At 68.8% G+C, this 25502-nt stretch carries 23 protein-coding genes; 16 read left to right on the top strand and 7 right to left on the bottom strand.

Annotation, left to right across the window (positions count from 1 at the left end; genetic code table 11):
• The first annotated feature begins 103 nt into the window (after positions 1 to 103).
• On the top strand, positions 104 to 1396 hold the full coding sequence (gene clpX, locus NYP18_RS11225) for an ATP-dependent Clp protease ATP-binding subunit ClpX (protein WP_259428285.1): 1293 nt from the start codon (positions 104 to 106) through the stop codon (positions 1394 to 1396).
• On the opposite strand, the gene NYP18_RS11220 is transcribed toward clpX, so the two are convergent.
• A complete protein-coding gene (locus NYP18_RS11220; protein WP_259428284.1) occupies positions 1393 to 2124 on the bottom strand; it encodes a TetR/AcrR family transcriptional regulator in 732 nt (243 codons plus the stop codon). The two genes, clpX and NYP18_RS11220, sit on opposite strands and share 4 nt — an antisense overlap.
• Before the next feature lie 278 nt (positions 2125 to 2402).
• Between NYP18_RS11220 and NYP18_RS11215 the strand changes: the two genes are divergently transcribed.
• Together NYP18_RS11215 and NYP18_RS11210 are read left to right on the top strand one after the other, a co-directional pair.
• A complete protein-coding gene (locus tag NYP18_RS11215; RefSeq protein ID WP_259428283.1) occupies positions 2403 to 3380 on the top strand; it encodes a malate dehydrogenase in 978 nt (325 codons plus the stop codon).
• 32 nt (positions 3381 to 3412) lie between these two features.
• Positions 3413 to 4915 carry an Hsp70 family protein gene (locus NYP18_RS11210; protein WP_259428282.1) on the top strand — a complete coding sequence of 501 codons (1503 nt, stop codon included), beginning with the start codon at positions 3413 to 3415 and terminating at the stop codon, positions 4913 to 4915.
• On the opposite strand, the gene NYP18_RS11205 is transcribed toward NYP18_RS11210, so the two are convergent.
• On the bottom strand, positions 4884 to 6263 hold the full coding sequence (locus NYP18_RS11205; protein ID WP_259428281.1) for a MerR family transcriptional regulator: 1380 nt from the start codon (positions 6261 to 6263) through the stop codon (positions 4884 to 4886). The genes NYP18_RS11210 and NYP18_RS11205 overlap by 32 nt on opposite strands.
• Before the next feature lie 59 nt (positions 6264 to 6322).
• Here NYP18_RS11205 and NYP18_RS11200 point away from each other — a divergent pair, with 59 nt between their 5' ends.
• The 3 genes from NYP18_RS11200 to NYP18_RS11190 are packed head-to-tail and all read left to right on the top strand — an operon-like array spanning position 6323 to position 11003.
• Positions 6323 to 9022, top strand: coding sequence for a valine--tRNA ligase (locus NYP18_RS11200; protein WP_259428280.1), 2700 nt, complete (start codon positions 6323 to 6325; stop codon positions 9020 to 9022).
• On the top strand, positions 9019 to 10572 hold the full coding sequence (gene folC, locus NYP18_RS11195) for a bifunctional tetrahydrofolate synthase/dihydrofolate synthase (protein ID WP_259428279.1): 1554 nt from the start codon (positions 9019 to 9021) through the stop codon (positions 10570 to 10572). The genes NYP18_RS11200 and folC overlap by 4 nt, the downstream gene beginning before the upstream one ends.
• Entirely contained in the window at positions 10572 to 11003 is a 432-nt protein-coding gene (locus NYP18_RS11190; RefSeq protein ID WP_259428278.1) for a DUF4233 domain-containing protein, read from the top strand. The genes folC and NYP18_RS11190 overlap by 1 nt, the downstream gene beginning before the upstream one ends.
• Here NYP18_RS11190 and NYP18_RS11185 read toward each other — a convergent pair.
• Genes NYP18_RS11185 through NYP18_RS11175 form a run of 3 tightly spaced genes read right to left on the bottom strand, consistent with a single transcriptional unit; the run spans position 11000 to position 12800 of the window.
• Complete coding sequence (locus NYP18_RS11185) at positions 11000 to 11470, bottom strand: carboxymuconolactone decarboxylase family protein (protein WP_259428277.1); 471 nt, start codon at positions 11468 to 11470, stop codon at positions 11000 to 11002. The two genes, NYP18_RS11190 and NYP18_RS11185, sit on opposite strands and share 4 nt — an antisense overlap.
• On the bottom strand, positions 11467 to 11775 hold the full coding sequence (locus NYP18_RS11180; protein WP_259428276.1) for a GNAT family N-acetyltransferase: 309 nt from the start codon (positions 11773 to 11775) through the stop codon (positions 11467 to 11469). Before NYP18_RS11180 ends, NYP18_RS11185 begins: the two co-directional genes overlap by 4 nt.
• A 2-nt stretch (positions 11776 to 11777) precedes the next feature.
• Positions 11778 to 12800 carry a pirin family protein gene (locus tag NYP18_RS11175; protein WP_259428275.1) on the bottom strand — a complete coding sequence of 341 codons (1023 nt, stop codon included), beginning with the start codon at positions 12798 to 12800 and terminating at the stop codon, positions 11778 to 11780.
• A 73-nt stretch (positions 12801 to 12873) separates the two neighbouring features.
• Between NYP18_RS11175 and NYP18_RS11170 the strand changes: the two genes are divergently transcribed.
• From NYP18_RS11170 to ndk, 3 genes are read left to right on the top strand one after another with little or no spacing between them, the layout of a single operon-like run.
• A complete protein-coding gene (locus NYP18_RS11170; protein WP_259428274.1) occupies positions 12874 to 13182 on the top strand; it encodes a hypothetical protein in 309 nt (102 codons plus the stop codon).
• Between the two features lie 3 nt (positions 13183 to 13185).
• Positions 13186 to 13926 carry a hypothetical protein gene (locus NYP18_RS11165; protein WP_259428273.1) on the top strand — a complete coding sequence of 247 codons (741 nt, stop codon included), beginning with the start codon at positions 13186 to 13188 and terminating at the stop codon, positions 13924 to 13926.
• Positions 13927 to 13955: 29 nt separating this feature from the next.
• A complete protein-coding gene (gene ndk, locus NYP18_RS11160; RefSeq protein ID WP_259428272.1) occupies positions 13956 to 14366 on the top strand; it encodes a nucleoside-diphosphate kinase in 411 nt (136 codons plus the stop codon).
• 55 nt (positions 14367 to 14421) lie between these two features.
• Here the strand turns inward: ndk and NYP18_RS11155 are convergent, their stop codons facing one another.
• Positions 14422 to 15171, bottom strand: coding sequence for a hypothetical protein (locus NYP18_RS11155; protein ID WP_259428271.1), 750 nt, complete (start codon positions 15169 to 15171; stop codon positions 14422 to 14424).
• 211 nt (positions 15172 to 15382) lie between these two features.
• On the opposite strand from NYP18_RS11155, the gene NYP18_RS11150 reads away from it, so the two are divergent.
• The 7 genes from NYP18_RS11150 (at position 15383) to NYP18_RS11120 (ending at position 24043) form a co-directional block, all read left to right on the top strand.
• Positions 15383 to 18433 carry a translation initiation factor IF-2 N-terminal domain-containing protein gene (locus NYP18_RS11150; RefSeq protein ID WP_439648086.1) on the top strand — a complete coding sequence of 1017 codons (3051 nt, stop codon included), beginning with the start codon at positions 15383 to 15385 and terminating at the stop codon, positions 18431 to 18433.
• A 194-nt stretch (positions 18434 to 18627) separates the two neighbouring features.
• Entirely contained in the window at positions 18628 to 18933 is a 306-nt protein-coding gene (rplU, locus tag NYP18_RS11145; protein ID WP_126121074.1) for a 50S ribosomal protein L21, read from the top strand.
• Positions 18934 to 18950: 17 nt separating this feature from the next.
• On the top strand, positions 18951 to 19217 hold the full coding sequence (rpmA, locus tag NYP18_RS11140; protein WP_126121075.1) for a 50S ribosomal protein L27: 267 nt from the start codon (positions 18951 to 18953) through the stop codon (positions 19215 to 19217).
• A gap of 116 nt (positions 19218 to 19333) precedes the next feature.
• Entirely contained in the window at positions 19334 to 20851 is a 1518-nt protein-coding gene (obgE, locus tag NYP18_RS11135; protein ID WP_259428270.1) for a GTPase ObgE, read from the top strand.
• Between the two features lie 35 nt (positions 20852 to 20886).
• Positions 20887 to 22116 carry a glutamate 5-kinase gene (gene proB, locus NYP18_RS11130; RefSeq protein ID WP_259428269.1) on the top strand — a complete coding sequence of 410 codons (1230 nt, stop codon included), beginning with the start codon at positions 20887 to 20889 and terminating at the stop codon, positions 22114 to 22116.
• A gap of 31 nt (positions 22117 to 22147) precedes the next feature.
• Positions 22148 to 23062, top strand: coding sequence for a D-isomer specific 2-hydroxyacid dehydrogenase family protein (locus NYP18_RS11125; RefSeq protein ID WP_259428268.1), 915 nt, complete (start codon positions 22148 to 22150; stop codon positions 23060 to 23062).
• Positions 23063 to 23122: 60 nt separating this feature from the next.
• On the top strand, positions 23123 to 24043 hold the full coding sequence (locus tag NYP18_RS11120; protein WP_259428267.1) for a D-isomer specific 2-hydroxyacid dehydrogenase family protein: 921 nt from the start codon (positions 23123 to 23125) through the stop codon (positions 24041 to 24043).
• Between the two features lie 20 nt (positions 24044 to 24063).
• On the opposite strand, the gene NYP18_RS11115 is transcribed toward NYP18_RS11120, so the two are convergent.
• A complete protein-coding gene (locus NYP18_RS11115; protein WP_259428266.1) occupies positions 24064 to 25491 on the bottom strand; it encodes an HNH endonuclease signature motif containing protein in 1428 nt (475 codons plus the stop codon).
• Positions 25492 to 25502: the final 11 nt, after the last annotated feature.

Here is a 25502-nt window from a genome sequence, read left to right as displayed (position 1 = left end):
GGGAGGGGAGGGCCGCCGGCGGTCTCCCCCGGTTTGACCCCTCCTACTAGAGTGAAGGGACATCCCGTCCCCACAGTCGAGCGAAGCGAGATAGATACCCCTCATGGCACGCATGCAAGAAAGCGCCGACCTGCTGAAATGCTCCTTCTGCGGGAAGAGTCAGAAGCAGGTGAAGAAGCTCATCGCCGGTGGCGGCGTGTACATCTGCGACGAATGCATCGAGCTGTGCAACGAGATCATCGAGGAGGAACTCGGTGCTGCCCAGGCCGCCGAGCAGAAGGAGGACAAGCTTCCCCGCCCCTCTGAGATCTCGGCCTTCCTGGACAAGTACGTCATCGGCCAGGACAAGGCCAAGCGCATCCTCGCCGTCGCCGTGTACAACCACTACAAGCGCATCCGGACGGAGGAGCTCGCGACAGCCGCGGCCGGCACCCGCCGGGGCCGGAAGTCGGAGGACATCGAGATCGCCAAGTCGAACATCCTGCTCCTCGGACCCACCGGTTCCGGTAAGACCTACCTCGCCCAGACCCTGGCACGCATGCTGGACGTCCCCTTCGCCATCGCCGACGCCACCTCCCTGACCGAGGCCGGCTACGTCGGTGAGGACGTGGAGAACATCCTGCTCAAGTTGCTGCAGGCCGCCGATTTCGACGTCCAGCGTGCCCAGCGCGGCATCATCTACGTCGACGAGGTGGACAAGATCTCACGGAAGTCCGACAACCCGTCGATCACCCGCGATGTCTCCGGCGAGGGGGTGCAGCAGGCCCTGCTGAAGATCCTGGAGGGCACGACCGCCTCCATCCCGCCGCAGGGCGGGCGCAAGCACCCCAACCAGGAGTTCATCCAGCTGGACACCTCGAACATCCTGTTCATCGTCGCCGGTGCCTTCGCAGGCCTGGAGAAGGTCATCCAGGAGCGCGTGGGCAAGAAGGGCCTCGGTTTCGGCGCGGAGATCGAGACGGCCTCCGAGCGGGAGAAGCAGGACCTCTTCGACCAGGTCCGCCCCGAGGACCTGGTGAAGTTCGGCCTCATCCCCGAGTTCATCGGCCGTCTGCCCATCGTGGCCACCGTGGACAACCTGGATCAGGAGTCCCTGGTCAAGGTGCTCACCGAGCCGCGGAACTCCCTGGTCAAGCAGTACCAGCGCCTCTTCGAGATGGATGACGCCCAGCTCACCTTCACCCCGGACTCCCTCGAGGTCATCGCCGACAAGGCACTGGAGCGGGGGACCGGGGCCCGTGGCCTGCGCGCCATCATGGAGGAGCTGCTCGTCCCGGTGATGTACGACCTCCCGGACCGCGACGACATCGCCGAGGTCATCATCACCGCCGACGCCGTCCGCGGTGAGGAGGAGCCGGAGCTGGTGCTCGGCCGGGAGGAGAAGGAGACCGCCTAATCGAGGTCCTCGGCGTCGTAGATGCCGAGGGCGGACTGCGGCTCACCGTCGCCGACCATGTCGGTGACCAGGTAGCTGTCGTGCCCGCTGTCCCGGATGTTGGCGGTGAGGAAGGAGACCACCGCATCGATCATCAGGCGGCGCACGCCCCCGGTGTTCTCCGCGCTGGCGGGATCCAGGTCGAAGAGGTTGATCATCAGGTCCTGGTTGGTCAGCCGGAAGAAGGCCAGGGAACCCATCAGGTAGAACAGGTCCTCCGCCGCGATCCCGGGACGGAAGGCGCCCGCGTCCTGGCCGATCAGGAGCAGCCGGTCCAGGTGGAGGGAGATCTCCGACTGGTTGTGCAGATGCGCCAGCTCCCGGAGATTCATCACCTTGTGCAGGCTCTCCATCGCCAGCAGGCGGACGCAGTCCGGATTCTCGATGAGGCGGGAGTACACGGCCTCGACCAGCCTGGTCACCCCCTCCACCGGGACGGTGGTGTCCAGCGTCATCTCCTCCCCGGCCGGGGTGATCCGCTCAACCGCCGCCACGAGACAGCGGTGGTATAAGCCCCGCTTGTCGCCGAAGTGGTAGTGGATCATCCGTTTGGACATGCCGGAGATCTTGGCGATGTTGTCGAGCCTCGTCTCCGGGAAGCCGTGCTCGGAGAACTGTTCGAGGGCGACCTCGATGACACCGTCGACCGTGCTGGTGTCGTCGAGGCCGGTGGGGTCGACGTCGTACATTGCTGCGGAGGTCCTCCGGAAAAGGTCAGGGTAAGCGGGAGTCTGGTCTTTACTTTCACCTATCGTGCACGAATTGTTGGCGCTCTGTTATGTCATGACAGCGAAAAGGCCGGAACCCACCCGATACGGGGGTGGGCAGGCGGCGGGGACTGCGGCTCCCGGCGGTGGATGAACCCATCCGGGGGTGGCCTCCCCGCGGGCCTGATCCCGCTAGGCTGGAACCCGTCGGTAGCCCCCAGTCGCACCCCTGGCGTACAGCCCGCCTGAAAGGATCCCCCGTGACCCCGAACCCCGTGAAGATCGCCGTCACCGGCGCCGCCGGAAACATCGCCTACTCTCTGCTGTGGCGCATCGCCGCAGGGGAGGTCTACGGCCCGGATGTCCCCGTCGAGCTGAGCCTGCTGGAGATCCCCGCTGCGACCGGCGCGGCCGAGGGCGTGGCCATGGAGCTCAACGACTCCGCCCTGCCGTTGCTGCGGAACATCACCGTCACCGGCCGTGCGGAGACCGCCTTCGAGGGGGCGAACGCGGCCTTCCTCGTCGGCGCGAAGCCGCGCGGCAAGGGTGAGGAGCGGGCGGACCTGCTGAAGAACAACGGCGGCATCTTCGGCCCGCAGGGCAGGGCCATCAATGACCACGCCGCCGATGACATCCGCGTCGTGGTCGTGGGCAACCCGGCCAACACCAATGCGCTGATCGCGCAGCAGTCCGCCCCGGATGTTCCGGCGGAGCGGTTCACCGCGCTCATGCGCCTGGACCACAACCGGGCGCTGGCGCAGCTGGCGGAGAAACTCGGCGTGCTCACCACCGACTTCGAGGACGTTGTGGTGTGGGGTAACCACTCCGCCACCCAGTTCCCGGACCTGACCTACGCCACCGTCAACGGTGAGCCGGTGATGGAGAAGATCGACCACGACTGGTACGTGGGCGAGTTCATCCCGCGGGTCGCCAGGCGTGGTTCGGAGATCATCGAGGTGCGCGGCAAATCCTCCGCGGCCTCCGCCGCCTCCGCAGCGGTCGACCACATGCGGGACTGGATCCAGGGCACGGACAGGTGGGTGTCCACGGCCCTGCCCTCCGACGGTTCCTACGGCATCGACGAGGGACTGGTCGCCGGACTCCCCACGATCTCCCGTGACGGGGCCTGGGAAATCGTGTCCGGCCTGGAGCTGGGTGACTTCCAGCGGGAGCTGATAGCGAAGAATGTCGAGGAGCTCAGGGCCGAGCGCCACGCCGTGGAGTCTCTGTTCGGGTAGCATCCGCGCATAATTCCGCTAGTGTCGTCGGCATGCGCTTCGGGATTGATTTCGGCACCACACGTACCGTCGTGGCGGCGGTCGACCGCGGGAACTACCCCGTGCTCCCCGTCACCGACCTCGAGGGCGACCCCTGCGGGTACATCCCGTCGGTGGTCGCCCTCGACGGTGACCGCCTCGTGGGCGGATGGGAGGCACTGGCACTGGACAGTCCCACGCTCGTCCGTTCCTTCAAGCGGCTGCTCAGTGACGGGGACACCACTGCGGAGACCCCCGTCCGTCTGGGCAAGCAGGAACGCCCGCTGGGGGAGGTGCTGGTGACCTTCGCGGAGGTCGTGGTCCGCCAGCTGCGTGAGCACGCCGGAGACGAGGAGATCGAGATCGTCCTCGGGGTACCCGCCAATGCACGCTCCGCACAGCGTCTGCTCACCCTCGACGCCTTCACCCGCGCCGGCGCCACCGTGCTGGGCATGGTCAACGAGCCCAGCGCCGCGGCCTTCGAGTACACCCACCTCCACGCCCGCACCCTCAGCTCACGGCGTTCCAACGTCATCGTCTACGACCTCGGCGGCGGCACCTTCGACGTCACCCTCATGCGTATCGACGGCCCCGAGCACGTCGTCGAGACCTCCCTCGGCATCAGCCGCCTCGGCGGCGACGACTTCGACGAGCTCCTCGCCGACCTCGCGTTGGCCACCGCCGGACGTGCCGACGATGTCTTCGGCCGGCGTGCCCGCCAGAAGATCGTCGACGAGGCCCGCACCGCCAAGGAACAGCTCAAGCCGCAGTCGCGCCGCCTGATCCTGGAGCTCGGCGACGATGACGTCATTCTCCCGGTCGCCGAGTTCTACGAGGAGGCCACCCCGCTGGTCGAGCAGACGCTGGAGGTCATGCAGCCGCTGATCGGAGCCTCCGAGTCCCTGGCGGAGACCGAGATCGCCGGCATCTACCTCGTCGGCGGTGCCAGTGCTCTGCCGCTGGTCCCGCGCATGCTGCGTGAGCGCTTCGGCCGCCGTGTCCACCGCTCCCCGCTGCCCACCGCCTCGACCGCCGTGGGGTTGGCCATCGCCGCCGACCCGGATTCCGACTACCACCTGCGTGACCGGCTCTCCCGCGGCATCGGTGTCTTCCGTGAGCGTGACGCCGGTGCGGCCGTCAGCTTCGACGCCCTCGTCGGCCCGGATGCCCAGGCCGGCTCCGGTGACGGCTTCACCGTCACCCGCCGGTACCGGGCGGCCCACAACGTCGGCTGGTTCCGCTACGTGGAGTACTCCGCCCTCGACGCCGCCACCGACCACCCGGGGGACCTCACCCTGCTGGCCGAGGTTCTCGTGCCCTTCGACCCGCAGCTGCGCGACCTCAGCCCCGTCGAGCTGGCCGCCGTGCCGGTCGATCGCTGCGAGCACGGCCCGGAGGTCATCGAGACGGTCACCGTCGACGGCAACGGCATCGCCGCCATCAGCATCCAGTGCCCGGAGGATGACTTCGTGGTCACCGCCACCGTCAACGTCGGCCAGCCGGCGCAGGTGGGGTAGCAGCGCACGTCAACACGGTGGGGTCGTCCAGCCACAGCGCACAGGAGTCCACCCCGTCCTGTGGGGTGGTGAAGACGACCTCCACGTTGGTGCCCTCCGGACCGCCGAGCGTCAGTCTCCCGTCCCGGATCACCCGGGTGTCCGCCTCAAAACCACGTACCGTGCGCACGGTGCCGATCTCGTCGACCGGGACCCGGAGGATCTCCTCCCGCCCCTGGCGCAGGACCAGCTCACCGCCCAGGTGGTGGGGGTGGACGACGCGGCCCGCCAGCACACCCCACAGCAGTACGATCGAGTACAGCGACGTGACCAGCAGCAGCAGGCGCAGCCACAGCCAGGGAACGAGGAGTTCGACGGCGATGATCTCGATGCCGATCGCCGCGGTGAAGGCCGCCGGCAGCTGCCACCACCCCCGCCGTGCGTGCAGGGCCACCGTCCCCTCGGGCACCACCGTCCGGCGCCGCAGCAGCCGGGACAGATCCGCCCAGGCGTGCAGTTCCACGCGCACATAGCGCAGCAGCGGCAACGTCTCGAGGGGATGCACGCCCCGTCGACGGCACCACAGCAGGTAGCCGGCGAAGACAGTCACCTCGACGCCGAGGAAGAAGGCCAGGCATCCAGGGCGATGACCAGGAATCCGAGGGCGGGGAAGAGGAACCTCATGCCAATTCCGCCAGTTCCGCGATCGCGCGGAGCTGGGCGCCGCGGACGTCCAGGTCCTGCAGACCCAGCCCCGTCTCCCCGGGGTGAGGGTCTCCCGGCTTCCGTACATGAGGCCACCGCCGGCGGCTGCGCGCAGTTCGTTGATGATCCGGTCGACTTCAGCAGAGTGCGGACTGAGTTCCCCGAGGTTCTCCCAGTGCTCCTGCGCCTGCCGCATCTCCGCGCGCCGGGCCGGGTCGGCGAGGTTGGCCCGGATCACGGCCCAGGTCTCCGGTGTGGCCACCCCGCTCAACCCCATGAAGTCGAGGGCGTCGATCTCGCGGCGGGCGTGGTCGGTGGTGCCGAGGACGTCGAGGATCCGGGCCCGGATGTCCGCGGGCAGGCCCAGTTCCCCCGCCCGCAGGGCCAGCAGCCGCTCCCGCCGGGCGTGCAGCTCGGCGAGTTGGGTGTCGAGGCGGTCCAGGGCGGCGTCGAGAAGCGAGGGGACACCGCTGCGGATGTCAGCGAGGCTCACGCCGGCCTCGACCAGGATCCGCACGCGCAGCAGCGCCGCGAGATCGGTGATGCGGTAGTCGCGGTAACCCGCGGCGGTGCGCGGGGGTTCGGGCAGCGCCCCGGAGGCGTGGTAGTGGCGGACGGCGCGTACGGAGCAGCCGGCGGCGCGGGCGACCTCGGAGATTCTCATGCTCACATCATGAACCCTGACGTCACGTGAGGGTCAAGGCTGCAGCCGGGGGCGCTATGATGGTCCGCGTGACTGAGCAGAACCAGATGAACCGTGCCGATGCCCTCCCCAAGTCCTGGGATCCCCAGTCTGTGGAGGCTGAGCTGTACCAGGGCTGGGTTGATGCGGGCTACTTCACCGCCGACCCGACCAGCGACAAGCCGGCCTACTCGGTGGTCCTGCCTCCGCCGAACGTGACCGGACAGCTCCACATGGGCCACGCCCTGGACCACACCCTCATGGATGCGCTGGTGCGCCGCAAGCGCATGCAGGGTTATGAGGTGCTGTGGCTGCCGGGCATGGACCACGCGGGCATCGCCACGCAGTCCCGGGTCGAGCAGATGCTCCAGGAGACCGAGGGCAAGGACCGCTACGACTACGGTCGTGACCAGTTCATCGAGAAGGTCTGGGACTGGAAGGAGGAGTACGGCGGCAGCATCCAGTCCCAGATGCGCGCCATCGGTGACTCCGTCGACTGGTCCCGCGAACGCTTCACCCTGGACAAGGGGCTTTCGCGTGCGGTGCAGACCATCTTCAAGGAGCTCTACGACCGCGGCCTGATCTACCGGGCCAACCGCCTGGTCAACTGGTCGCCGGTGCTCGAGACCGCCGTCTCCGACATCGAGGTCGTCCACAAGGACGTCGAGGGCGAGCTCGTCTCCTTCCGCTACGGCTCGCTTGACGACGCCGAGCCGCACGTCGTCGTCGCCACCACCCGCGTGGAGACCATGCTCGGCGACGTCGCCATCGCCGTCCACCCCGAGGACGAGCGCTACCGGGATCTGGTGGGAACCACCCTGCCGCACCCCTTCCGCGATGACCTGTCGATGATTGTCGTCGCCGACGACTACGTCGACCCCGAGTTCGGCTCCGGCGCCGTGAAGATCACCCCGGCGCACGACCCCAACGACTACGCCCTGGGCCTGCGCCACAACCTCGACATGCCCACGATCATGGACGAGACCGGCCGCATCGCCGACACCGGCACCCGCTTCGACGGCATGACCCGCGAGGAGGCACGTGTCGCGGTGCGCGAGGCACTGGCGGAGCAGGGGCGCATCGTCAAGGAGGTCCGCCCCTACCTGCACTCCGTCGGACATTCCGAGCGTTCCGGCGAGGCCATCGAGCCGCGCCTGTCGCTGCAGTGGTTCGTCAAGGTCGGGGAGCTGGCGGAGATGGCCGGCGACGCCATCCGCGAGGGTGACACGAAGATCCACCCGAAGAGCATGGAACCGCGCTACTTCGACTGGGTCGATGACATGCACGACTGGACCATCTCGCGCCAGCTGTGGTGGGGGCACCGCATCCCGATCTGGTACGGCCCGGAAGGTGAGATCGTCTGCGTCGGCCCCGACGAGCAGGCCCCGGAGGGCTACACCCAGGACCCGGATGTCCTGGACACCTGGTTCTCCTCCGCGCTGTGGCCCTTCTCCACGATGGGCTGGCCGGAGCAGACCCCCGACCTGGCGAAGTTCTACCCGACCTCCGTGCTGGTCACCGCCTACGACATCCTCTTCTTCTGGGTGGCGCGGATGATGATGTTCGGCACCTTCGCCGCGAAGATCACCCCCGAGATCCTCGGCGAGGGCACCGGCGGCCGTCCGCAGGTCCCCTTCACCGACCTCTTCCTCCACGGCCTGGTCCGCGACGAGCAGGGCCGCAAGATGTCGAAGTCCCTGGGCAACGGCATCGACCCGATGGACTGGGTCGCCGATTACGGTGCCGACGCCCTGCGCTTCACCCTGGCCCGCGGCGCGAACCCGGGGGTGGACCTGCCGGTCGGCGCCGATGCCGCCCAGTCCTCCCGCAACTTCGCCACCAAGCTGTTCAACGCCACCAAATTCGCGCTGCTCAACGGAGCGCGTATCGGCGAGCTGCCGGCCCGGGAGGAGCTGACCGACGCCGACCGCTGGATCCTCGACCGTCTCGAGCATGTCCGCGCGGATGTCGACGCCTTCCTCGACGACTACCAGTTCGCCAAGGCCAACGAGGAGCTCTACCACTTCGCGTGGGACGAGGTCTGCGACTGGTACCTGGAGATCGCCAAGACCCAGATCCCGCGCGAGGACATCGACCAGCGCGGCCGCAACACCCAGCTGGTCCTGGGCCGCGTCCTCGACGTCGTCCTGCGCCTGCTGCACCCGACGATGCCGTTCGTCACCGAGGTGCTGTGGCAGGCCCTGACCGAACAGGACACCATCGTCACCGCCGCATGGCCCACGGCCGCCGACACCAACGGCGGCGTGGCCACCGACGAGGTCGCCGTCCGGCGCATCGACGACGCCGAGAAGCTGATCACCGAGATCCGCCGCTTCCGCTCCGACCAGGGCGTCAAGCCCTCCCAGAAGGTCCCCGCCGCCATCGACTTCGCCGCCGCCGACCTGCAGGGCCAGGAGGAACTGGTCCGCTCCCTGGCGCGCGTCACCGCCCCGGAGGAGGGCTTCACCGAATCCGCCTCCATCGAGCTGCGCCTCTCGCAGGCCACCATCTCCGTCGCGCTGGACACCTCCGGCACGGTGGATGTCGCCGCCGAGCGCAAGCGCCTGGAGAAGGACCTCGCCGCCGCCCACAAGGAACTCGAGGGCACCGCCAAGAAACTCGGTAACGAGGCCTTCCTGTCGAAGGCGCCGGACGCGGTCGTCGAGAAGATCCGTACCCGCCAGCAGGTCGCACAGGAAGAGGTCGAACGCATCACCGCCCGTCTGGAGGCCCTGAAATGAGCCGTGAAGACGAGATCCTCGACAACGCCGCCGATGACGAGGACCTCGAGGACCTCGCCGACGCCCGGGAGCTCGCCGATCTCAACGAGGCCGTGGAGATCACGGAGCAGGGGCTGAAGCTGAACATCGACCTGGGTGAGCAGGACGTCGAGAAGCCCGCGCCGGTGGAGATCACCCCGGAGGACCTCGCCGAACTCGCCGCGGTCGAGGCGGAGCTGGACACCCGCTGGCCGGAGACGAAGATCGACCCCTCCCTCGAGCGGATCGAACTGCTCATGGACCTGCTGGGTTCCCCGCAGAACTCCTTCCCGGCGATCCACGTCGCCGGCACCAACGGCAAAACCTCGACCGTGCGGATGATCGAGTCGCTGCTGCGCGCCTTCCACCGCCGCACCGGACGCACCACCAGCCCGCACCTGCAGCTGGTCACCGAACGCATCAGTATGGACGGGGCACCGATCCACCCGCGCGACTATGTGCGCATCTGGCGGGAGATCCAGCCCTATGTCGAGCTTGTCGACGCCCGCTCCGACGTCCGCATGTCCAAATTCGAGGTGCTCACGGCCCTGGCCTACGCCGCCTTCGCCGACGCCCCCGTCGACGTGGCCGTCGTCGAGGTGGGCATGGGCGGGACCTGGGACGCCACCAACGTCATCCAGTCGGATGTGGCCGTGATCATGCCCGTCGGCCTCGACCACACCGACTACCTGGGGGAGACGATCGAGGAGATCGCGGCGGAGAAGGCCGGCATCATCAAATCCCGCTGGGACAGCGATGACCTGCTCACCCCGGCGGAGAACATCGCGATCGTCGCCGAACAGGACCCGGCCGCCATGAAGGTCATCCTGCAGCGTGCCGTGGACGTCGACGCCGCTGTCGCCCGCGCCGGCTCCGAATTCGGCGTGGTCTCCGCGACCGTCGCCGTCGGCGGCCAGCAGCTGGTCCTGCGCGGTCTGGGCGGCGAGTACGACGACCTCTTCCTGCCCTTGTCGGGTGAGCACCAGGCACGCAACGCGGCGGTCGCCCTGGCCGCGGTGGAGGCCTTCTTCGGTGCCGGCGCCGGCCGCCCCCTGGACCTGGACACCGTCCGCGAGGGCTTCGCCGAGGTCGCCTCGCCCGGCCGCCTGGAGCGCGTGCGCTCCACCCCGACCACCTTCATCGACGCCGCGCACAACCCCCACGGCGCCACCGCCCTGGGCCAGGCCCTGGAGCGTGACTTCAACTTCAGCCGCCTGATCGGTGTCGTCGGTGTCCTCGACGACAAGGACGCCCGCGGCATCCTCATCGCGCTGGAGCCCTACCTCTCCGAGGTGGTCATCACCCAGAACACCAGCCCCCGGACCCTCGACGCCTATGAGCTGGCGGAGTACGCCCGGGACATCTTCGGTGAGGAACGCGTCCACGTCGACGAGCACCTCGCCTCCGCCTACGAGCTGGCCGTTGAACTCGCCGAGGACGCTGACATCCAGTCCGGTGCCGGCGTCGTCATCACCGGCTCCGTGATCACGGCGGGCGAGGCCCGCACCCTGTTCGGAAAGGACCCCGCCTGATGAGCCCCACCCCCGCCAACCAACCCGAGTACAGTCCCCTCGGCCCCGGCCACGCCCCCGAGAAGGACCCGCTCAAGGGCATCCGGGGGGTCATGTCCGGCACCCTGATCCTCGAGGCGATCACGATCCTGCTCTCGCTGACCGTGATCCTCAAGGTCGATGAAGGTTCTCACTGGACCACCGGCAACTGGGGCTTCATCACAGCCGTCGGCCTGGCACATGTGGTCATGGCCTTCCTGCAGCGTTTCCAGTGGGCGCTGCCCGTGAGCATGGCCCTCCAGGTGGTGCTCCTGGTCGGCGGTTTCTTCGTCCACTACTCGGTGGCCATCATCGCGGTCATCTTCATCATCGTGTGGTGGTACCTGCTGCACCTGCGCTCCACCCTCATCGAGCGGATGAAGCGCGGCTGGCTGACCACCCAGCACATTTAGTGCCCTAGCGGGGGGGTGATCAGCGGGTGGCCGGAGGCGATGGACACCCGGTTGAAGGCGTTGATCATGATGATCGCCCATTCCAGGGCCGCCACCTGCTCCTCCGCGAAGACATCGCAGGCGATGGCGCCGGCCTGCGAGTTGTCCCGGTCCTTCGGCAGCACCGTCAGGGTCTCCGCCAGCTCGAGCGCGGCGCGCTCCTGCTCGGTGAACTCGTCGGTCATCCGCCAGGCGGCCACCGCGTCGAGCTTGTACTCCGGCACCCCGGCCTTGCGCGCCGCGGGCACGTGGACGGACAGGCAGGTGCCGCAGCCGTTGATCTGGCTGACGCGCACGTTGATCAGCTCGATGAGGCTCAGCGGCAGGTCGACGTCAGGGTAGAGGACCCGCAGCTGGCGCGAGACCTGGCCCAGCGCCTTGTAGACGTCGGGATAGAACTTGTCCAGGTACGGCGGTTTGCGGGTCATGGGAGTTCCTTCTTCAGCCAGGTGAGTTCTTCCGGGGTGGGCTTGCGCCACGTGATGTCTTCCGGGTTGTTCTTCTCCAGCCATTTTCGCACATAAGGGCACACGGCGACCACGGTTTTCCCTGCCTCGGCGGTCTGCTTCAGGGCGGCCTCGACGACCTGCCCGGCCAGGCCGCGGCCGCCGAACTCCCCGCCGATCTCGGTGTGGTGGAAGATGCGTTCCCCACCGCGGTCCAGGTAGGCGGTGTGGCCGGCCGTGTGGTTGTCGACGGTGATCTCGAAGCGGTCGGGTAGGCGGGTGATCACGGTCAGATCCTCTCTTCGGGGCGGGCGACAGGATCGGGGTTGCGCCGCGGCCGGATGGCGGCATGCGGCAGCGCGGGGGCGGGCAGCCAGGTCGGGCCGGCGGGATCCTTGCCGATGTAACCGCGGGTGACGCCGAAACGGTCGCTCTGGCCCTGCCATTCCTGGCGGAACTTCTCGATCTCGGCATGGTCGCGGCCCACGAAGTTCCACCACATGACGATCTCCTCGCCGAAGGGCTCACCTCCGATGAGCACCATCCGGGCGGGGGTCTCGCCGTGGTTGCGGATGCGCAGCTGCTTCTCACCGACACCGGTGTAGGCGAGTTCGGTGGGGGCGACGACTACGCCCTCGAGGTCGATCTGGCCGGCGTCGACAAGCAGGCCGTGCTCGAAGGCGGGGTCGACGTCGAGGATGAGCACCGCGCCGGGCTCGAGGCGGAGCTCCGCGCCGAGCAGGGGGCTGAAGGTGTGGACGGGGGAGTCGTAGCCGAGCAGGGAACCGAGGAAGACGAGCGCGCTGCCGCCCTCGAAGTGGACGGGTTCGGGGGCGTGGTGGTCGAAGCGGCGGGGGCCGTTGCGGTCGGCGTCGGGCAGCACGGTCCACAGCTGCACGCCGTGCAGGAGCGTGGTGTCCTGCGTGGAGACCTCCGAGTGGCAGATGCCGGCGCCGGCGGTCATGAGGTTGACCTCCCCGGGCAGGACCACGGCGTGCTGGTCGCCGGAGTCGTGGTGGGTGACGGCGCCCTCGAAGAGCCACGACACCGTCTGCAGGCCGGTGTGCGGGTGCGGGGCGACGTCCATGCCGCCGGAGACGGAGACGTCGTCAGGTCCGTAGTGGTCGACGAAACACCAGGCGCCGATGAGGCTGCGCTGGCGCTGGGGGAGGGTGCGGTGGACGGTCATGGCACGTGGGCCGCCGAGCGGGACCTCGCGGGATGTGATGATCTCGACTCGGGCGCCATCGGTGCAGTGCGGGGGAGCAGGGGTGAGGACCTGCTCGACGGGGAAGCGGTCGGTGACGGACATGGCACCACTCTACAACAGATGTTGTTGATATATACTCAAAATGATGATGCGGGGGCGGGTTATGCTGGATGACATGCGTGCCCTCTACCTCGGACTCGCCGCCGCACTCAGTGTGGTGGCCCTCGTCCTCAAGCTTTTCGACGTCTCGAACCTCGCCGCCGTCATCGCCCTCCTCGCCGCCGGGGTGTTCCTCGTCATGGGCCTCAAAATCGTCGCCGAGGAACGTCAGCCAGGCGAGATCGTCCTCGACGGGGAGAAGCGCGCCACCCTGCGCGGGATGCTCGACCGCGGCGACGAGGGAGCCGCCATCCGCCAGGTCCAGCTCTGGTTCCGCGACGCCTCCCCGGAGCAGGCCCGCCGGACAGTCCTCGAACTACGCTGAGCCATGCTGGCGATCCTCCTCCGCGTGCTGGCGGGTCTCCTCGTGGCGCTGGCCCTGTTCATCGGGGGCTTCTACTTCGTGGCCTGCGGCCCCCTCAACGGCATGCAGGCCCGGCAGCTGGCCACGAAGTTCGAACGTGAGGCGGAGGAGGCCGGACTGGCTGAACACGTCAGCTACCAGAGTGGGGTCGGCTACAAGGGCGTCGGCGAGGTCATCGTCCGCCCCGATTTCGAGGGCCTCGACCGGGTGGGGGTCTCCCGGCTCATCGGCCTGCTCCAGGACCAGAACCGTTCCGGCGGCGTTGACGTCCGCAAACAGTCCAACTTCTTCCGGCTCGACGGGGTCAACTACTCCGGGGCGGAACACACCCGGGCCACCGTCTTCGACGCCACCGCCGCCTTCACCGGCCCCGGCACGCCGGTGGCCGCGGTCGTTTTCGACCGCACCGGCCGGATGGTCACCCTCCGGCTGCCGGACTGCGCGGACTCCCGGTGCCGCCTGGCTGCCGCCGCCGAAGTGCTCCCCGTGTACCCGGAGCTCACCCGTGCCCAACTCGAGGGGACGAGCGGGCGCAGTGATGATTTCGTGTGCCTGCGGCTGCAGTTCGGCCAGGACCGCACCCAGGGGATGCGGGCCTGCACCGCCCCCGACGGGGAGATTGACCCGGACCGGCTGCGGACCGTCCTGGAGACCGGCGTCAGCCACGAGGTGCTGGATACCGGGGCGGGGACCTCAACGCGCTGAGCGGCACCTGCTCAGGTAGGATCCTCGCCATGACTGAACGCACTCTCATCCTCATCAAGCCGGACGGTGTCACCAACGGCCACGTCGGCGAGATCATCGCCCGCATCGAGCGCAAGGGCCTCAAGCTCACCGCCCTGGACCTGCGTGTCGCCGACCGCGCCACCGCTGAGCAGCACTACGCCGAGCACTCCGACAAGCCCTTCTTCGGTGAGCTCGTCGAGTTCATCACCTCCGCGCCGCTGATCGCCGGCATCGTCGAGGGCGAGCGTGCCATCGAGGCCTGGCGTCAGCTGGCCGGCGGCACCGACCCGGTCTCCAAGGCCACCCCGGGCACCATCCGCGGTGACTTCGCCCTGACCGTCGGTGAGAACGTCGTCCACGGCTCCGACTCCCCGGAGTCCGCCGAGCGCGAGATCTCCATCTGGTTCCCGAACCTGTAGTTCCCGGAACATGCTCAAGGCCCCCGCCACGTGCGGGGGCCTTCGTCATCTCCGCTCATCTCCGGTGCAGTTCCTCCAGCACCCGCACACCCACCGGGGTGATCTCCACCAGATGGCGGGAGGTGTCCGCCCCGGAGTCGATCGTGGACACCCCCACCACGCCCTGCCGGTGCAGCGCGATGACCTCTCCGTGCACCTCCGACTCCTCCCGGTTGAGGACCTCGGCGAGTTTCCACACCCGGGCACGGATGCCGTCGATGGCCCCGAGTGCGGTCAGGCCGAGCAGCACCTCCCGGTGTGCGGCGGCCGCCCGCAGGCGGGTGGCGGTGGCCTCCTCCAGCGGGGTGGTCTCCAGGGCCGCCCGGGCCCGGCGCCGGCCCACGACCTCACTGCGGCGCCCGCCCCCGCGGGCCGCCCACACCATCGCGGCTGTGGTGCCCACGAAATAGAATGGCCACACGGGTACCTCGCCGATCACCCCGTCACCGGGCAGCAGTCCCGCCCCGAATGCCAGCGCACCGGGGAGGAACGGGCGCACCCGGTCCCAGCGGGAGCAATCCACGGGGGAAAGGGTGGTCATGTCCATCCCGCCGGACCAGAAGCTGCGGGGCAGCACCAGCCAGGCGGTCAGGGCCGTCACCGCAGCGGCCACCAGAGCGGGGACTGTCAGGCCGGTCATGATGAACGTGAACGTGGCGCCGACCCCGGCGGAGGGGATCAGCGCACGCCCGAGGGGCAGGGCAGTGCGCTCGCGGTAGGGCGACAACTCTTCCGACACAGCCTCCGACCCTACGCGCTTCGGCACGGCCACCCCCTGGTGTGCGACAATGGTGGCTGGATTGTGCTGTCATCGCCCCCGGCCTGATGTGGGGTGCTCGAGGCAGTACCCCAGAAGTTGCACAACTCAATACCGCAGACAACGACGAAACTTTGCAGGCGACCCCTGTGCGGCGGCGGCGAGGACCCCTCGCCAGCGCCCGGGGAGTGAACCGCCCTGAGGAACAACAGGAGAACCCGTGGCTGAATCCACCGAACCCACCGACCGAAACAACACTGACAGCGGGGAGAAGGCGGCGCCGAGGAAGCGCCGCTCCACGCGCAAGGCAACCCGGAAGACCGCCGCGCCCCAGGCAGAGCAGGTGCAGGCCGTGCAGCCGCAGCTCGACCCCGAGCTGCTGGAGAAGAAGGTCCGCGTCCATGTCCTGGCCAAGGCGCTGGGGAAGACCTCGAGGGAGATCATCGAGGTGGCAGCAGGCCTGGGCCTGAAGAAGGTCGCCCAGTCCGCACTCGCCCCCGAAGAGACCCGCCAGGTCATCGACGCGCTCGCCCCCCAGGCCGAGACTGAACCGGAGGACGCCCCGCAGGGCGCGGAGCTGCTCCGCAACCGGGTCCGCAAGAACGTGGCCAACGAGATCTCCCAGATCGAGGAGAGGGTCGAGGCGGACCTCGCTGTCCTCCTGCAGGAGGAACCGACCGGGGACCTCCTGGAGGACGTCACCCCGGAGATCACCCCGAAGCCGGTGGAGGAATCCGTCGTCGAACAGTTCGTGCCGCTGTTCATGGCCCCCGGTACGGAAGCTGCCGCGGTGGAGACCGGGGATGAGGACGAGGATGAGGACGAGGATGAGCCCACTGCTTCACGACGCCGCCGACGCGGCCGCCGCGGCGCCGGCCGTGGCCGGGGCCCCGAGGAGCAGGAGACCCCCGAGGTAGCGGAGACCGTCGAGGAAGTGGACGTCGATAAGCAGGAGGAGGACCTGCCTGAGGAGCCCGTCGCCCTCAAGGGCTCCACCCGCCTGGAGGCGCAGCGCCGCCGCCGCACCGAGATGCGCGAGGAGGGCCGCCGCAAGAAGCACATCGTCTCCCAGGCGGAGTTCCTGGCCCGCCGCGAATCCGTCGAACGCACCATGGTGGTGCGCGAACGTCAGCGCCACGACCACCCGGGCGTGGTCACCCAGGTCGGCGTGCTCGAGGACGAACTGCTCGTCGAACACTTCGTCACCAGCGAGGCGCAGGCCTCCATGATCGGCAACATCTACCTCGGCCGCGTGCAGAACGTGCTGCCCAGCATGGAGGCGGCCTTCATCGACATCGGCCAGGGTCGCAACGGTGTCCTCTACGCCGGTGAGGTCGACTGGAAGTCCGCAGGCCTCGGCGGCCGCGGCCGCCGCATCGAGCAGGCCCTGAAGTCCGGCGACCAGGTCCTCGTCCAGGTGAGCAAGGACCCCATCGGCCACAAGGGGGCGCGCCTGACCACCCAGATCTCCCTGGCCGGCCGCTACCTGGTCTACGTGCCCGGCGGCCGCAGCGCGGGCATCTCCCGCAAGCTGCCCGGACCCGAGCGCAGACGCCTCAAGGAGATCCTCGCCCGCGTTGTGCCGGGCCAGGGCGGGGCGATCATCCGCACCGCCGCCGAAGGCGTGCCGGAGGAGGCCATCGCCGCCGACGTCGACCGTCTGCACCGCCTCTGGGAGGACATCCAGGAACGTGCCGGCAAGGAGACCAGCTCCCGCGGCGCCCGCCCCGTCACCATGTACGAGGAACCGGACATGCTGGTCAAGGTCGTCCGGGACCTGTTCAACGAGGACTTCACCTCGCTGATCGTCGACGGCGACCGTGCCTGGAACACCGTCCACGCCTACGTGAAGTCCGTCGCCCCCGACCTCCTCGACCGCGTGCAGCGCTACAACCGTGACGAACGCGACGGCAAGGACGCCTTTGAGCAGTTCCGTGTCGACGAGCAGCTGCAGAAGGCCCTCAACCGCAAGGTCTGGCTGCCCTCCGGCGGCTCCCTGGTCATCGACCGGACCGAGGCGATGGTCGTCGTCGACGTCAACACCGGAAAATTCACCGGCTCCGGCGGCAACCTCGAGGAGACCGTCACCCGCAACAACCTTGAGGCGGCCGAGGAGATCGTCCGCCAGATGCGGCTGCGCGACCTCGGCGGCATGATCGTCGTCGACTTCATCGACATGGTCCTGCCCGAGAACCAGGAACTGGTGCTGCGCCGCCTCAAGGAGGCCCTCGGCCGCGACCGCACCCGCCACCAGGTCTCCGAGGTCACCTCCCTCGGCCTGGTGCAGATGACCCGCAAGCGCCTGGGCACCGGCCTGCTGGACACCTTCTCCACCGAATGCGAGCACTGCGCAGGCCGCGGTCTCATCCTGCATGAGGACCCGGTTGAGGAGCACCCCGAGATCGAGGAGCGGCCCCGCGGTCAGCGCGGCCGTGGCTCCCACCACCCGGCGGCCACCGCCCTGCGCAAGGAGGAGCCGGCGGAGACTGAGGTTGCTGAGGTGGCCGAGGACGCACAGGCCCCGGACATCGAGGAACTCGCCGCCGCAGTCGTGGTCACCGACGAGGAACCCGACACTGCTTCCCGACGCCGCCGGTCCCGACGCGGCCGCCGCGGCACCAGCCGGGGCCGCGCCCCCGATGCCCCCGAGGCCCCCGAGGTGGTGGAGGAGTCCGGCAGCAGCGACATCGAAGCCATCGTCGACGCCGCCGTGGACCGGGCCGATGAGATCGACCCCGAGGAACCCTCGGGTGCCGACTACGTACCAGCCACTGCGGGCGGGGAGAAGACCTTCCAGCAGGCGGTCGCCGATTTCGATGCCTCCCCGCGCCGTCGCCGCCGCACCCGCGGCAACTCCCGCTCGGACCACCGCCCGAAGCCGGAGGATTTCCCCGGTTCGGCACCCTCCGGCCCGGTGGCCAGGGCCGAGGAAACCATGATCAAGGTGCCCGAGGTTCGGGAGACCCGGGAGGTTGAGGAGGAGAGCAGCCCGCGTGGCCGCGGACGCCGTCGGGTCAGCCGCTCCACCAGCCCCCGCGCGGAGAGCCGGGTGACGGAGCAGCCGCAGGAGGTCTCCTCCGGCGCGCCCACCAGGGCACGCGGACGCCGGCGCGCCGTGCGCCGCACCACCGCCACGACGCAGGAGACCGCACCCGCACAGCCGGAGCAGGCGCCCCGGCGTGAGGAGAAACGGGACGTGGTGGAAGGTGGCGTCGAGAAGCGCGCGGGCCGCGGCCGCAGGCGCGTGAGCAGGCGGAGCAGCGGACGTTAATGGCTCACACCAGCAGTTTGTCTTTTGGCGAGCTGGCGGGGTAGTCTTTGACAGTCGCTGTTTTAGGGATATTGCGCCGCCCTGCCCCCTGGGGCTCCGGTGTGCCTGCAGGCCCTTGAAACGCCAGTGAAATACGTCCATTCAGGTCCGCGTCCGCGAACCTGAGCCGAGTTTAGATAAGGGGTAACCCTCCTATGTACGCGATCGTCAAGACCGGCGGCAAGCAGTACAAGGTTGCCGAAGGTGACCTCGTCAAGGTCGAGAAGCTCGAGGGTGAGCCGGGTGCGTCCGTGGCTCTGACCCCCGTTCTGCTCGTCGACGGTTCCAACGTCAAGTCCAAGGCCGATGACCTCGCCAGCGTGAGCGTCGCCGCAGAGATCGTCGAGCACACCAAGGGCCCGAAGATCCACATCATGAAGTACAAGAACAAGACCGGCTACAAGAAGCGCCAGGGTCACCGTCAGCCGCTGACGGTGCTCAAGGTCACCGGTATCAAATAAGCCAAGGAGGGTAACCAATGGCAACTAAGAAGGGTGCATCCAGCTCCAGCAACGGCCGCGACTCCGAGGCCAAGCGCCTCGGCGTGAAGCGTTTCGGTGGCCAGCAGGTCAAGGCCGGTGAGATCCTGGTCCGTCAGCGCGGAACCAAGTTCCACCCGGGCGAGAATGTCGGTCGCGGTGGCGACGACACTCTCTTCGCCCTCAAGGCCGGTGCCGTCGAGTTCGGCATCAAGCGCAACCGTCGCATGGTCAACATCGTTGAGAATGAGACCGTCGACGCCTAGGTCATAACGACCACTGTCTGGAGCCCGTCGCATCCCTTCCGGGGGAGCGGCGGGTTTCGGCCATTTCTGCAGGTATTCTTGAGCACTACCTGCCCCACAACAGGAGGAAGACCCACATGTCCCGCTTCGTAGACCGCGTGGTCCTGCACCTCGCCGCCGGAGACGGCGGCCACGGCTGCGTGTCCGTCCACCGGGAGAAGTTCAAACCACTCGGCGGACCCGACGGAGGCAACGGCGGCCACGGCGGTGACATCATCCTGGAGGTCTCCCCCCAGGTGCACACCCTCATGGACTTCCACTTCCGCCCCCACATCAAGGCCGACCGCGGCGCCAACGGCGCCGGCTCCAACCGCAACGGCGCCCGCGGTGAGGACCTCATCCTCGAGGTGCCGGTGGGCACCGTCGTCATGTCTGAAGGCGGGGAGGTCCTGGCCGACCTCACCGTGCCCGGCACCCGCTTCATCGCCGCCGCAGGTGGCTTCGGTGGCCTGGGCAACGCCGCACTGGCCTCCCACAAGCGCAAGGCACCCGGCTTTGCGCTCAAGGGTGAACCCGGTGAGCAGCACGACCTCATCCTGGAACTGAAGACCATGGCCGATGTCGGCCTCGTCGGCTTCCCCTCCGCCGGCAAGTCCTCGCTCATCTCGGTGCTCTCCGCCGCGAAACCCAAGATCGCCGACTACCCCTTTACCACGCTGGCCCCCAACCTGGGCGTGGTCAACGTCGGACACGAGTCCTTCACCATGGCCGATGTCCCCGGCCTGATCCCCGGGGCCTCCGAAGGCAAGGGCCTCGGCCTGGACTTCCTCCGCCACATCGAACGCACCTCCGTGCTGGTGCACGTGGTCGACACCGCCACCATGGAGCCCGGCCGCGACCCGGTCAGCGACATCGAGGCCCTGGAGGCCGAACTCGCCGCCTACGAGTCGGTGCTCGAAGGCGACGTGGGACTCGGGGACCTGAGCGACCGGCCGCGCGTCATCGTCCTCAACAAGGCCGACGTGCCTGAGGCCGAGGAACTCGCCGAGTTCGTCCGGGAGGACCTGGAGGAGAAGTTCGGCTGGCCCATCTTCATCATCTCCGCCGTCGCCCACAAGGGCCTGGAACCGCTGAAGTACAAGCTCCTGGAGATCGTCAAGGAGGACCGCCGACGCCGCCCCCGTGCGGCGGTGGACACCGAGCACACCATCATCCGCCCCAAGGCCGTCGACGCCCGCAAGCGCCGCGCGCCCGAATTCGTGGTCACCCCCGACCCGGAGATCGAGGGCGGCTTCGTCGTCACCGGCGAGAAGATCGAACGCTGGATCACCCAGACCGACTTCGAGAACGAGGAAGCCATCGGTTACCTCGCGGACCGACTCGCCGCCATGGGTGTCGAGGACGCCCTGCACAGGGCCGGTGCCCGCGAAGGGGCCCATGTCACCATCGGCGACGTCTCCTTCGACTGGGAACCGCTCACCGGCGCCGGCGTCGACCCGACCGTGGCCGGCCGCGGCCAGGACGCCCGCCTGCTGTCCAACGAGCGGCTCTCCGCCACGGAACGCAAGCGCGCCTCCCAGGCCCGACGCGGACTCATCGACGAATACGACTACGGCGACGACGAGACCGCCTCCCGGGAGCGCTGGGAAGGCTGACCCCGGTCGGGGGAGTGCCTGTAGACTGGGCAGACATGACGACACGCCCTCAAGGACTGCCCCTGTCCCCGTACGGGAACCACGCCGACAAAGCCGTCGGAGTGGATTTCCCTGCCCCGGTCGTCGAGCCGGGTGAAAACCCGGCCTTCGGTCATGAGTCGGAGATGCGTGAGCGGATCGCCCACGCCAAGAGGGTCGTGGTCAAAATCGGCTCCTCATCCCTGACCAACGAGGACTTCACGGTCGACCCCAACAAGATCAACCACATCGTCGACGCCCTCCAGGCCCGGATGTACAACTCGGACATCATCGTGGTCTCCTCCGGTGCCGTCGCCGCCGGAATGGGCCCCCTCGGCCTCGCCCAGCGCCCCACGGACCTGGCCACCAAGCAGGCCGCCGCCGCCGTCGGCCAGGTCCACCTCGCCCACCAGTGGGGCCGCTCCTTCGCCCGCTACCACCGCACCATCGGCCAGGTGCTGCTCACCGCCTCCGACGCCGGCCGCCGCGACCGGGCGAACAACGCCCAACGCACCATCGACCGCCTCCGCCAGCTGCGCGTCGTACCCATCGTCAACGAGAACGACACCGTCGCCACCTCCGAATTCCACTTCGGCGACAACGACCGGCTCTCCGCCATCGTCGCCCATCTCATCAGCGCCGATGCGCTCGTGCTGCTCTCCGACGTCGACGGCCTCTACGACCGCAACCCCGCCGAACCCGACGCACGCTTCATCTCCGAGGTCCGCAGTGGCCACGACCTCAAGGGCGTCATCGCGGGCGACGGGGGACTCGTCGGCACCGGCGGCATGGCCTCCAAGGTCGCCGCCGCCCGACTCGCCTCCCGCGGTGGCGTACCCGTCCTGCTCACCTCGGCCGACAATATCGGAACTGCACTTGATGACGCCACCGTCGGCACCGTCTTCCACCCCAAGGAGAACCGCCTCTCCGCCTGGAAGTTCTGGGCCCTCTACGCCGCCGACATCGGCGGCACCCTGCGCCTCGACGCCGGTGCGGTCGAGGCCGTCACCGCCGGTGGCACCTCCCTCCTCGCCGTGGGCGTCACCGCCGTCGAGGGTGAGTTCCAGGCCGGGGAGATCGTCGACATCATCGGCCCCGACGGCCAGGTCGTCGGCCGCGGTGAAGTCGCCTACGACTCGGATGTCCTCGTCAACATGCTGGGCAAACACACCGAGGACCTTCCCGAAGGTCAGCGCCGTCCCGTCGTGCACGCCGACTACCTTTCCAATTTCGCCTCACGCCTGTGAGGACCTTCGCGTAACCAGGAGCGCATCACTGTTGAAGTTCACCATGTACCCCGGCGTCTGGGACCACGTCGTCGCCGAGGTGGCGGCCGCCGGCCATGAATTCACCACCGACCTGGATGAGGCCGAGTTCCTCATCTACGCCGGCGGCCGCCTGCCCCAACCGTTGCCCGCCAACATCGGCTTCGTGCAGTTCGTGTTCTCCGGCGTCGACCGGCTCATCGAGGCCGGCGTCATGCGCCCCGGTCAGGTCCGCTGGGCCAACGCCGCCGGTGTCTACGGCCAACCTGTCGCCGAGATCGCCATGACCCTGCTGCTCGCGCAGCTCCACCACGTCAAGGCCGCCTCCCTCGCCGGTTCCTTCCGGGCCCGCGGCCCCATCGACGCCGCCCAGGGTTGGCTCTTCGACACCGCCACCGTCGCCATCATCGGTGCCGGCGGCATCGCCGACGCCCTGATCCCCATGCTCCGCCCCTTCGGCGTCAAGGTGGTTGCCGTGAACCGCTCCGGCAGGGTGGTCGGCGGGGCAGACGAGACGTACCCGATCGCCGAGGCCGAGCACGTGTGGTCGCAGGCCGACGCCTTCGTCCTGGCCATGCCCCTGACCGATGAGACCGCCGGACTGGTGGACGCCTCGAAGTTCGAGCAGATGAAGAGTTCCGCGGTCGTCGTCAATGTGGGCCGCGGCGAGCTGATAGTCACCGACGACCTCGTGGACGCGCTGCAGACCGGGGCGATCGCCGGGGCTGCGCTGGATGTCACCGACCCCGAGCCCCTGCCCGACGGCCACCCGCTGTGGCGCCTGCCCAACTGCACCATCACCCCGCACATCGCCGCCACCGGCCGGATCGCGCAGCGCATGATCGCACCGCAGATAGTGGCCAACGCCGCCGCCTTCGAGGCCGGGCTGCGGATGCCCACCGAAGTGGACATCGAACGGGGTTACTGACCGTAGGCGGGTCCGGTAGCGTGGTGGCACCTTCCATACAGCCACCACAAGGAGACCCCCGTGAAGTTCGCTTTCCAGCCCCAGCAGTGGCCGGACGCCATCGCCGAGATCGAGGCAGCCGGACATGAACTGGTCGAGGATATCGGGGAGGCGGACTTCCTCGTCTTCAACGGCGGGCCGGACAACTTCCCCGATCCACTGCCCGGGAACATCCGCTACGTGCAGGCGGCCTTCGCCGGCGTGGACGCCCTCCACTCCGCCGGTCTCATCCACCCGGGTGGCGTGCGGTGGGCCTGTGCCTCCGGCCTCTACGACGACACCGTCGCGGAATCGACCATCGGGCTCCTGCTGGCCCAGATGCACATGCACAAGACCGTCACCCTGGCGAAGTCCTTCTCCGTGGCCCGTGAGATCGACGAGAAGAAGCAGTGGCTCTTCGACAACAAGACCGTCGCCATCATCGGCGCCGGACGGATCGCCACCAAGCTGATCGGCATGCTCTCCGTTTTCGGGGTCCGCATCATCGCCGTCACCCGCTCCGGCCGCGAAGTGACGGGCGCGGACGAGTCCTATGCCATGGCCGATGCGGTGCAGGTGTGGGGGAAGGCGGACATCTTCGTGGTGCTCGCCCCGCTCACCGAGGAGACCCGCCACATGATCAACCGGGACATCTTCGCGCAGATGAAGCCCTCCGCCGTGGTGGTCAATGTCGCCCGCGGCCCCCTGGTCCACACCGACGACCTGGTCGAGGCCCTGCGCAGCGGTCAGATCGCGGGGGCGGCCCTGGATGTCACCGACCCGGAGCCCCTGCCTGATGGTCACCCGCTGTGGGACATACCCAACTGCATCATCACCCCGCACACCGCCAACACATTCAGCATCATCCAGGAGCGGATGGGACGGCTGGTGGTGGCCAACGCCGCCGCCTTCGAGGCAGGCGGACGCATGCCGAACGAGGTCAACCTGGAGACGGGTTACTGACCCACAGGTGACATCGGGCATCAGGCGACCTCCTCTTCAGGGGGTGGGCGGTTGCGTCTCCGGATGCGGGCCCCGGCGGAGTCGGCCTCGGTCTGGGTGTCATTGAAGCGCAGCGGTTGGCCGGGGCCGGCGCGCCTGCCCACCCGTCCGGTGACGGGGCAGCGGTCGAGGTAGCTCCGGCTGCCGGTGCCGCTGCGCGAATCGTCGTTGTCGGCGTGGTGCAGCTGGCAGGCCAGCGTCAGGTTGTGCAGGTCGGTGCCCCCGCCATTCTCCCAGGCCCGGATGTGGTGGGCGTCGTTGTGGATCGCCGCGCTGCTGCAGTCCGGGCAGCCGCACACCCCCTGAGCGGCGTAGAGCGCGACGCGCTGGAAGAAGCTGGCCAGGCGGTTGGCCCGGCCCAGCGCCAGGGGCTGGCCGTCGGTGTCGTGCAGCGCCATGACGTCGAACTTCGCAGCCCCCAACCGGAGGATGTCGACGACGTTGAGCCGGTCGCCGGTGTTGGTGCTGAACTCCGAGGTGGGGGAGAGTTCCGCGAGGTCCTCGGCGGTGAAGGACAGCAGGATGGAGCCCACCCCGTAGCGGGAGGCGGCCTGCTGGGAGGCCAGGTGCCGCTTCAGGATGACCGCCAGCTGGTCCACGCGCCGCTGGGCACGGGTACGGGTGTCCTCGGCGTCCTCATCGGGGAGGTTGGCACCGGGACGTTCCCCCGGCGCCAGCGCCGCCTTGAGCATGGCGGCATCCGCGGCAGGCAGCCTGCCCCGGATGGTGCAGCTGCCGTCGGCATCGGGTTCCCCGACCAGGAGGAAGCGGCGGCGGTAGCCGGCGAGCGGATCCGGGGCTCCGGCGGCGTTGGCCAGCTTCACCTGGCGGCGCAGCCAGGTGCGCAGGTCCTCCGGTGCCCGGCGGGCGGCCTCCGACAGTGCCCGGTTGTAGAGTTCTGCCCGGCCGGGTTTCGCGTGCTCGTCGAGGTCGGCGAGCTCCCGGTCGATGATGCGGAGCATCTCGGCGGACTGCTCCTCCGCCTTGCGGCGGGCCTCCTCCCGCACCCGGCGTTCGCGCTCGACGCGGGCCCGGTCCGCCTCCTCCCGGGCGTGGCGCTCCTCCTCGGACTCGCCGGGTTCGGGTTCCGGCGGCGGGGGAGGCGGGCTGAACAGGTTGTGGCCCGTCTTCAACCGGGCAATGGCCTCGCGTCGGGACAGCCCCAGGGTGCGGGTCAGGTACTCCAGCGCGCTGACGGAGCCGACCAGGCGTCCGGCCCCGGCACGTTCCGCCAGCCAGGCGAAGGCCGCGTCCAGGTGGGCCTTGCTGTTGACGGCCGCCTCCAGCTTCCCGAAGGAGCCGGCGACCTCGTCGAAGGGGATGGCCGCGGGATCAGCCATCACCTGGGAGAGTGTGGCCAGGCCGGCCTCGATCTGTGCGACGGCCTGTTCGACCTGCTGCTTCACCATGATGACACCCC

It is taken from the genome of Corynebacterium lemuris, from assembly GCF_024919295.1.
Classification (GTDB): Bacteria; Actinomycetota; Actinomycetes; order Mycobacteriales; family Mycobacteriaceae; genus Corynebacterium; species Corynebacterium lemuris.
This window is presented reverse-complemented; position numbering and strand designations above follow the sequence as displayed.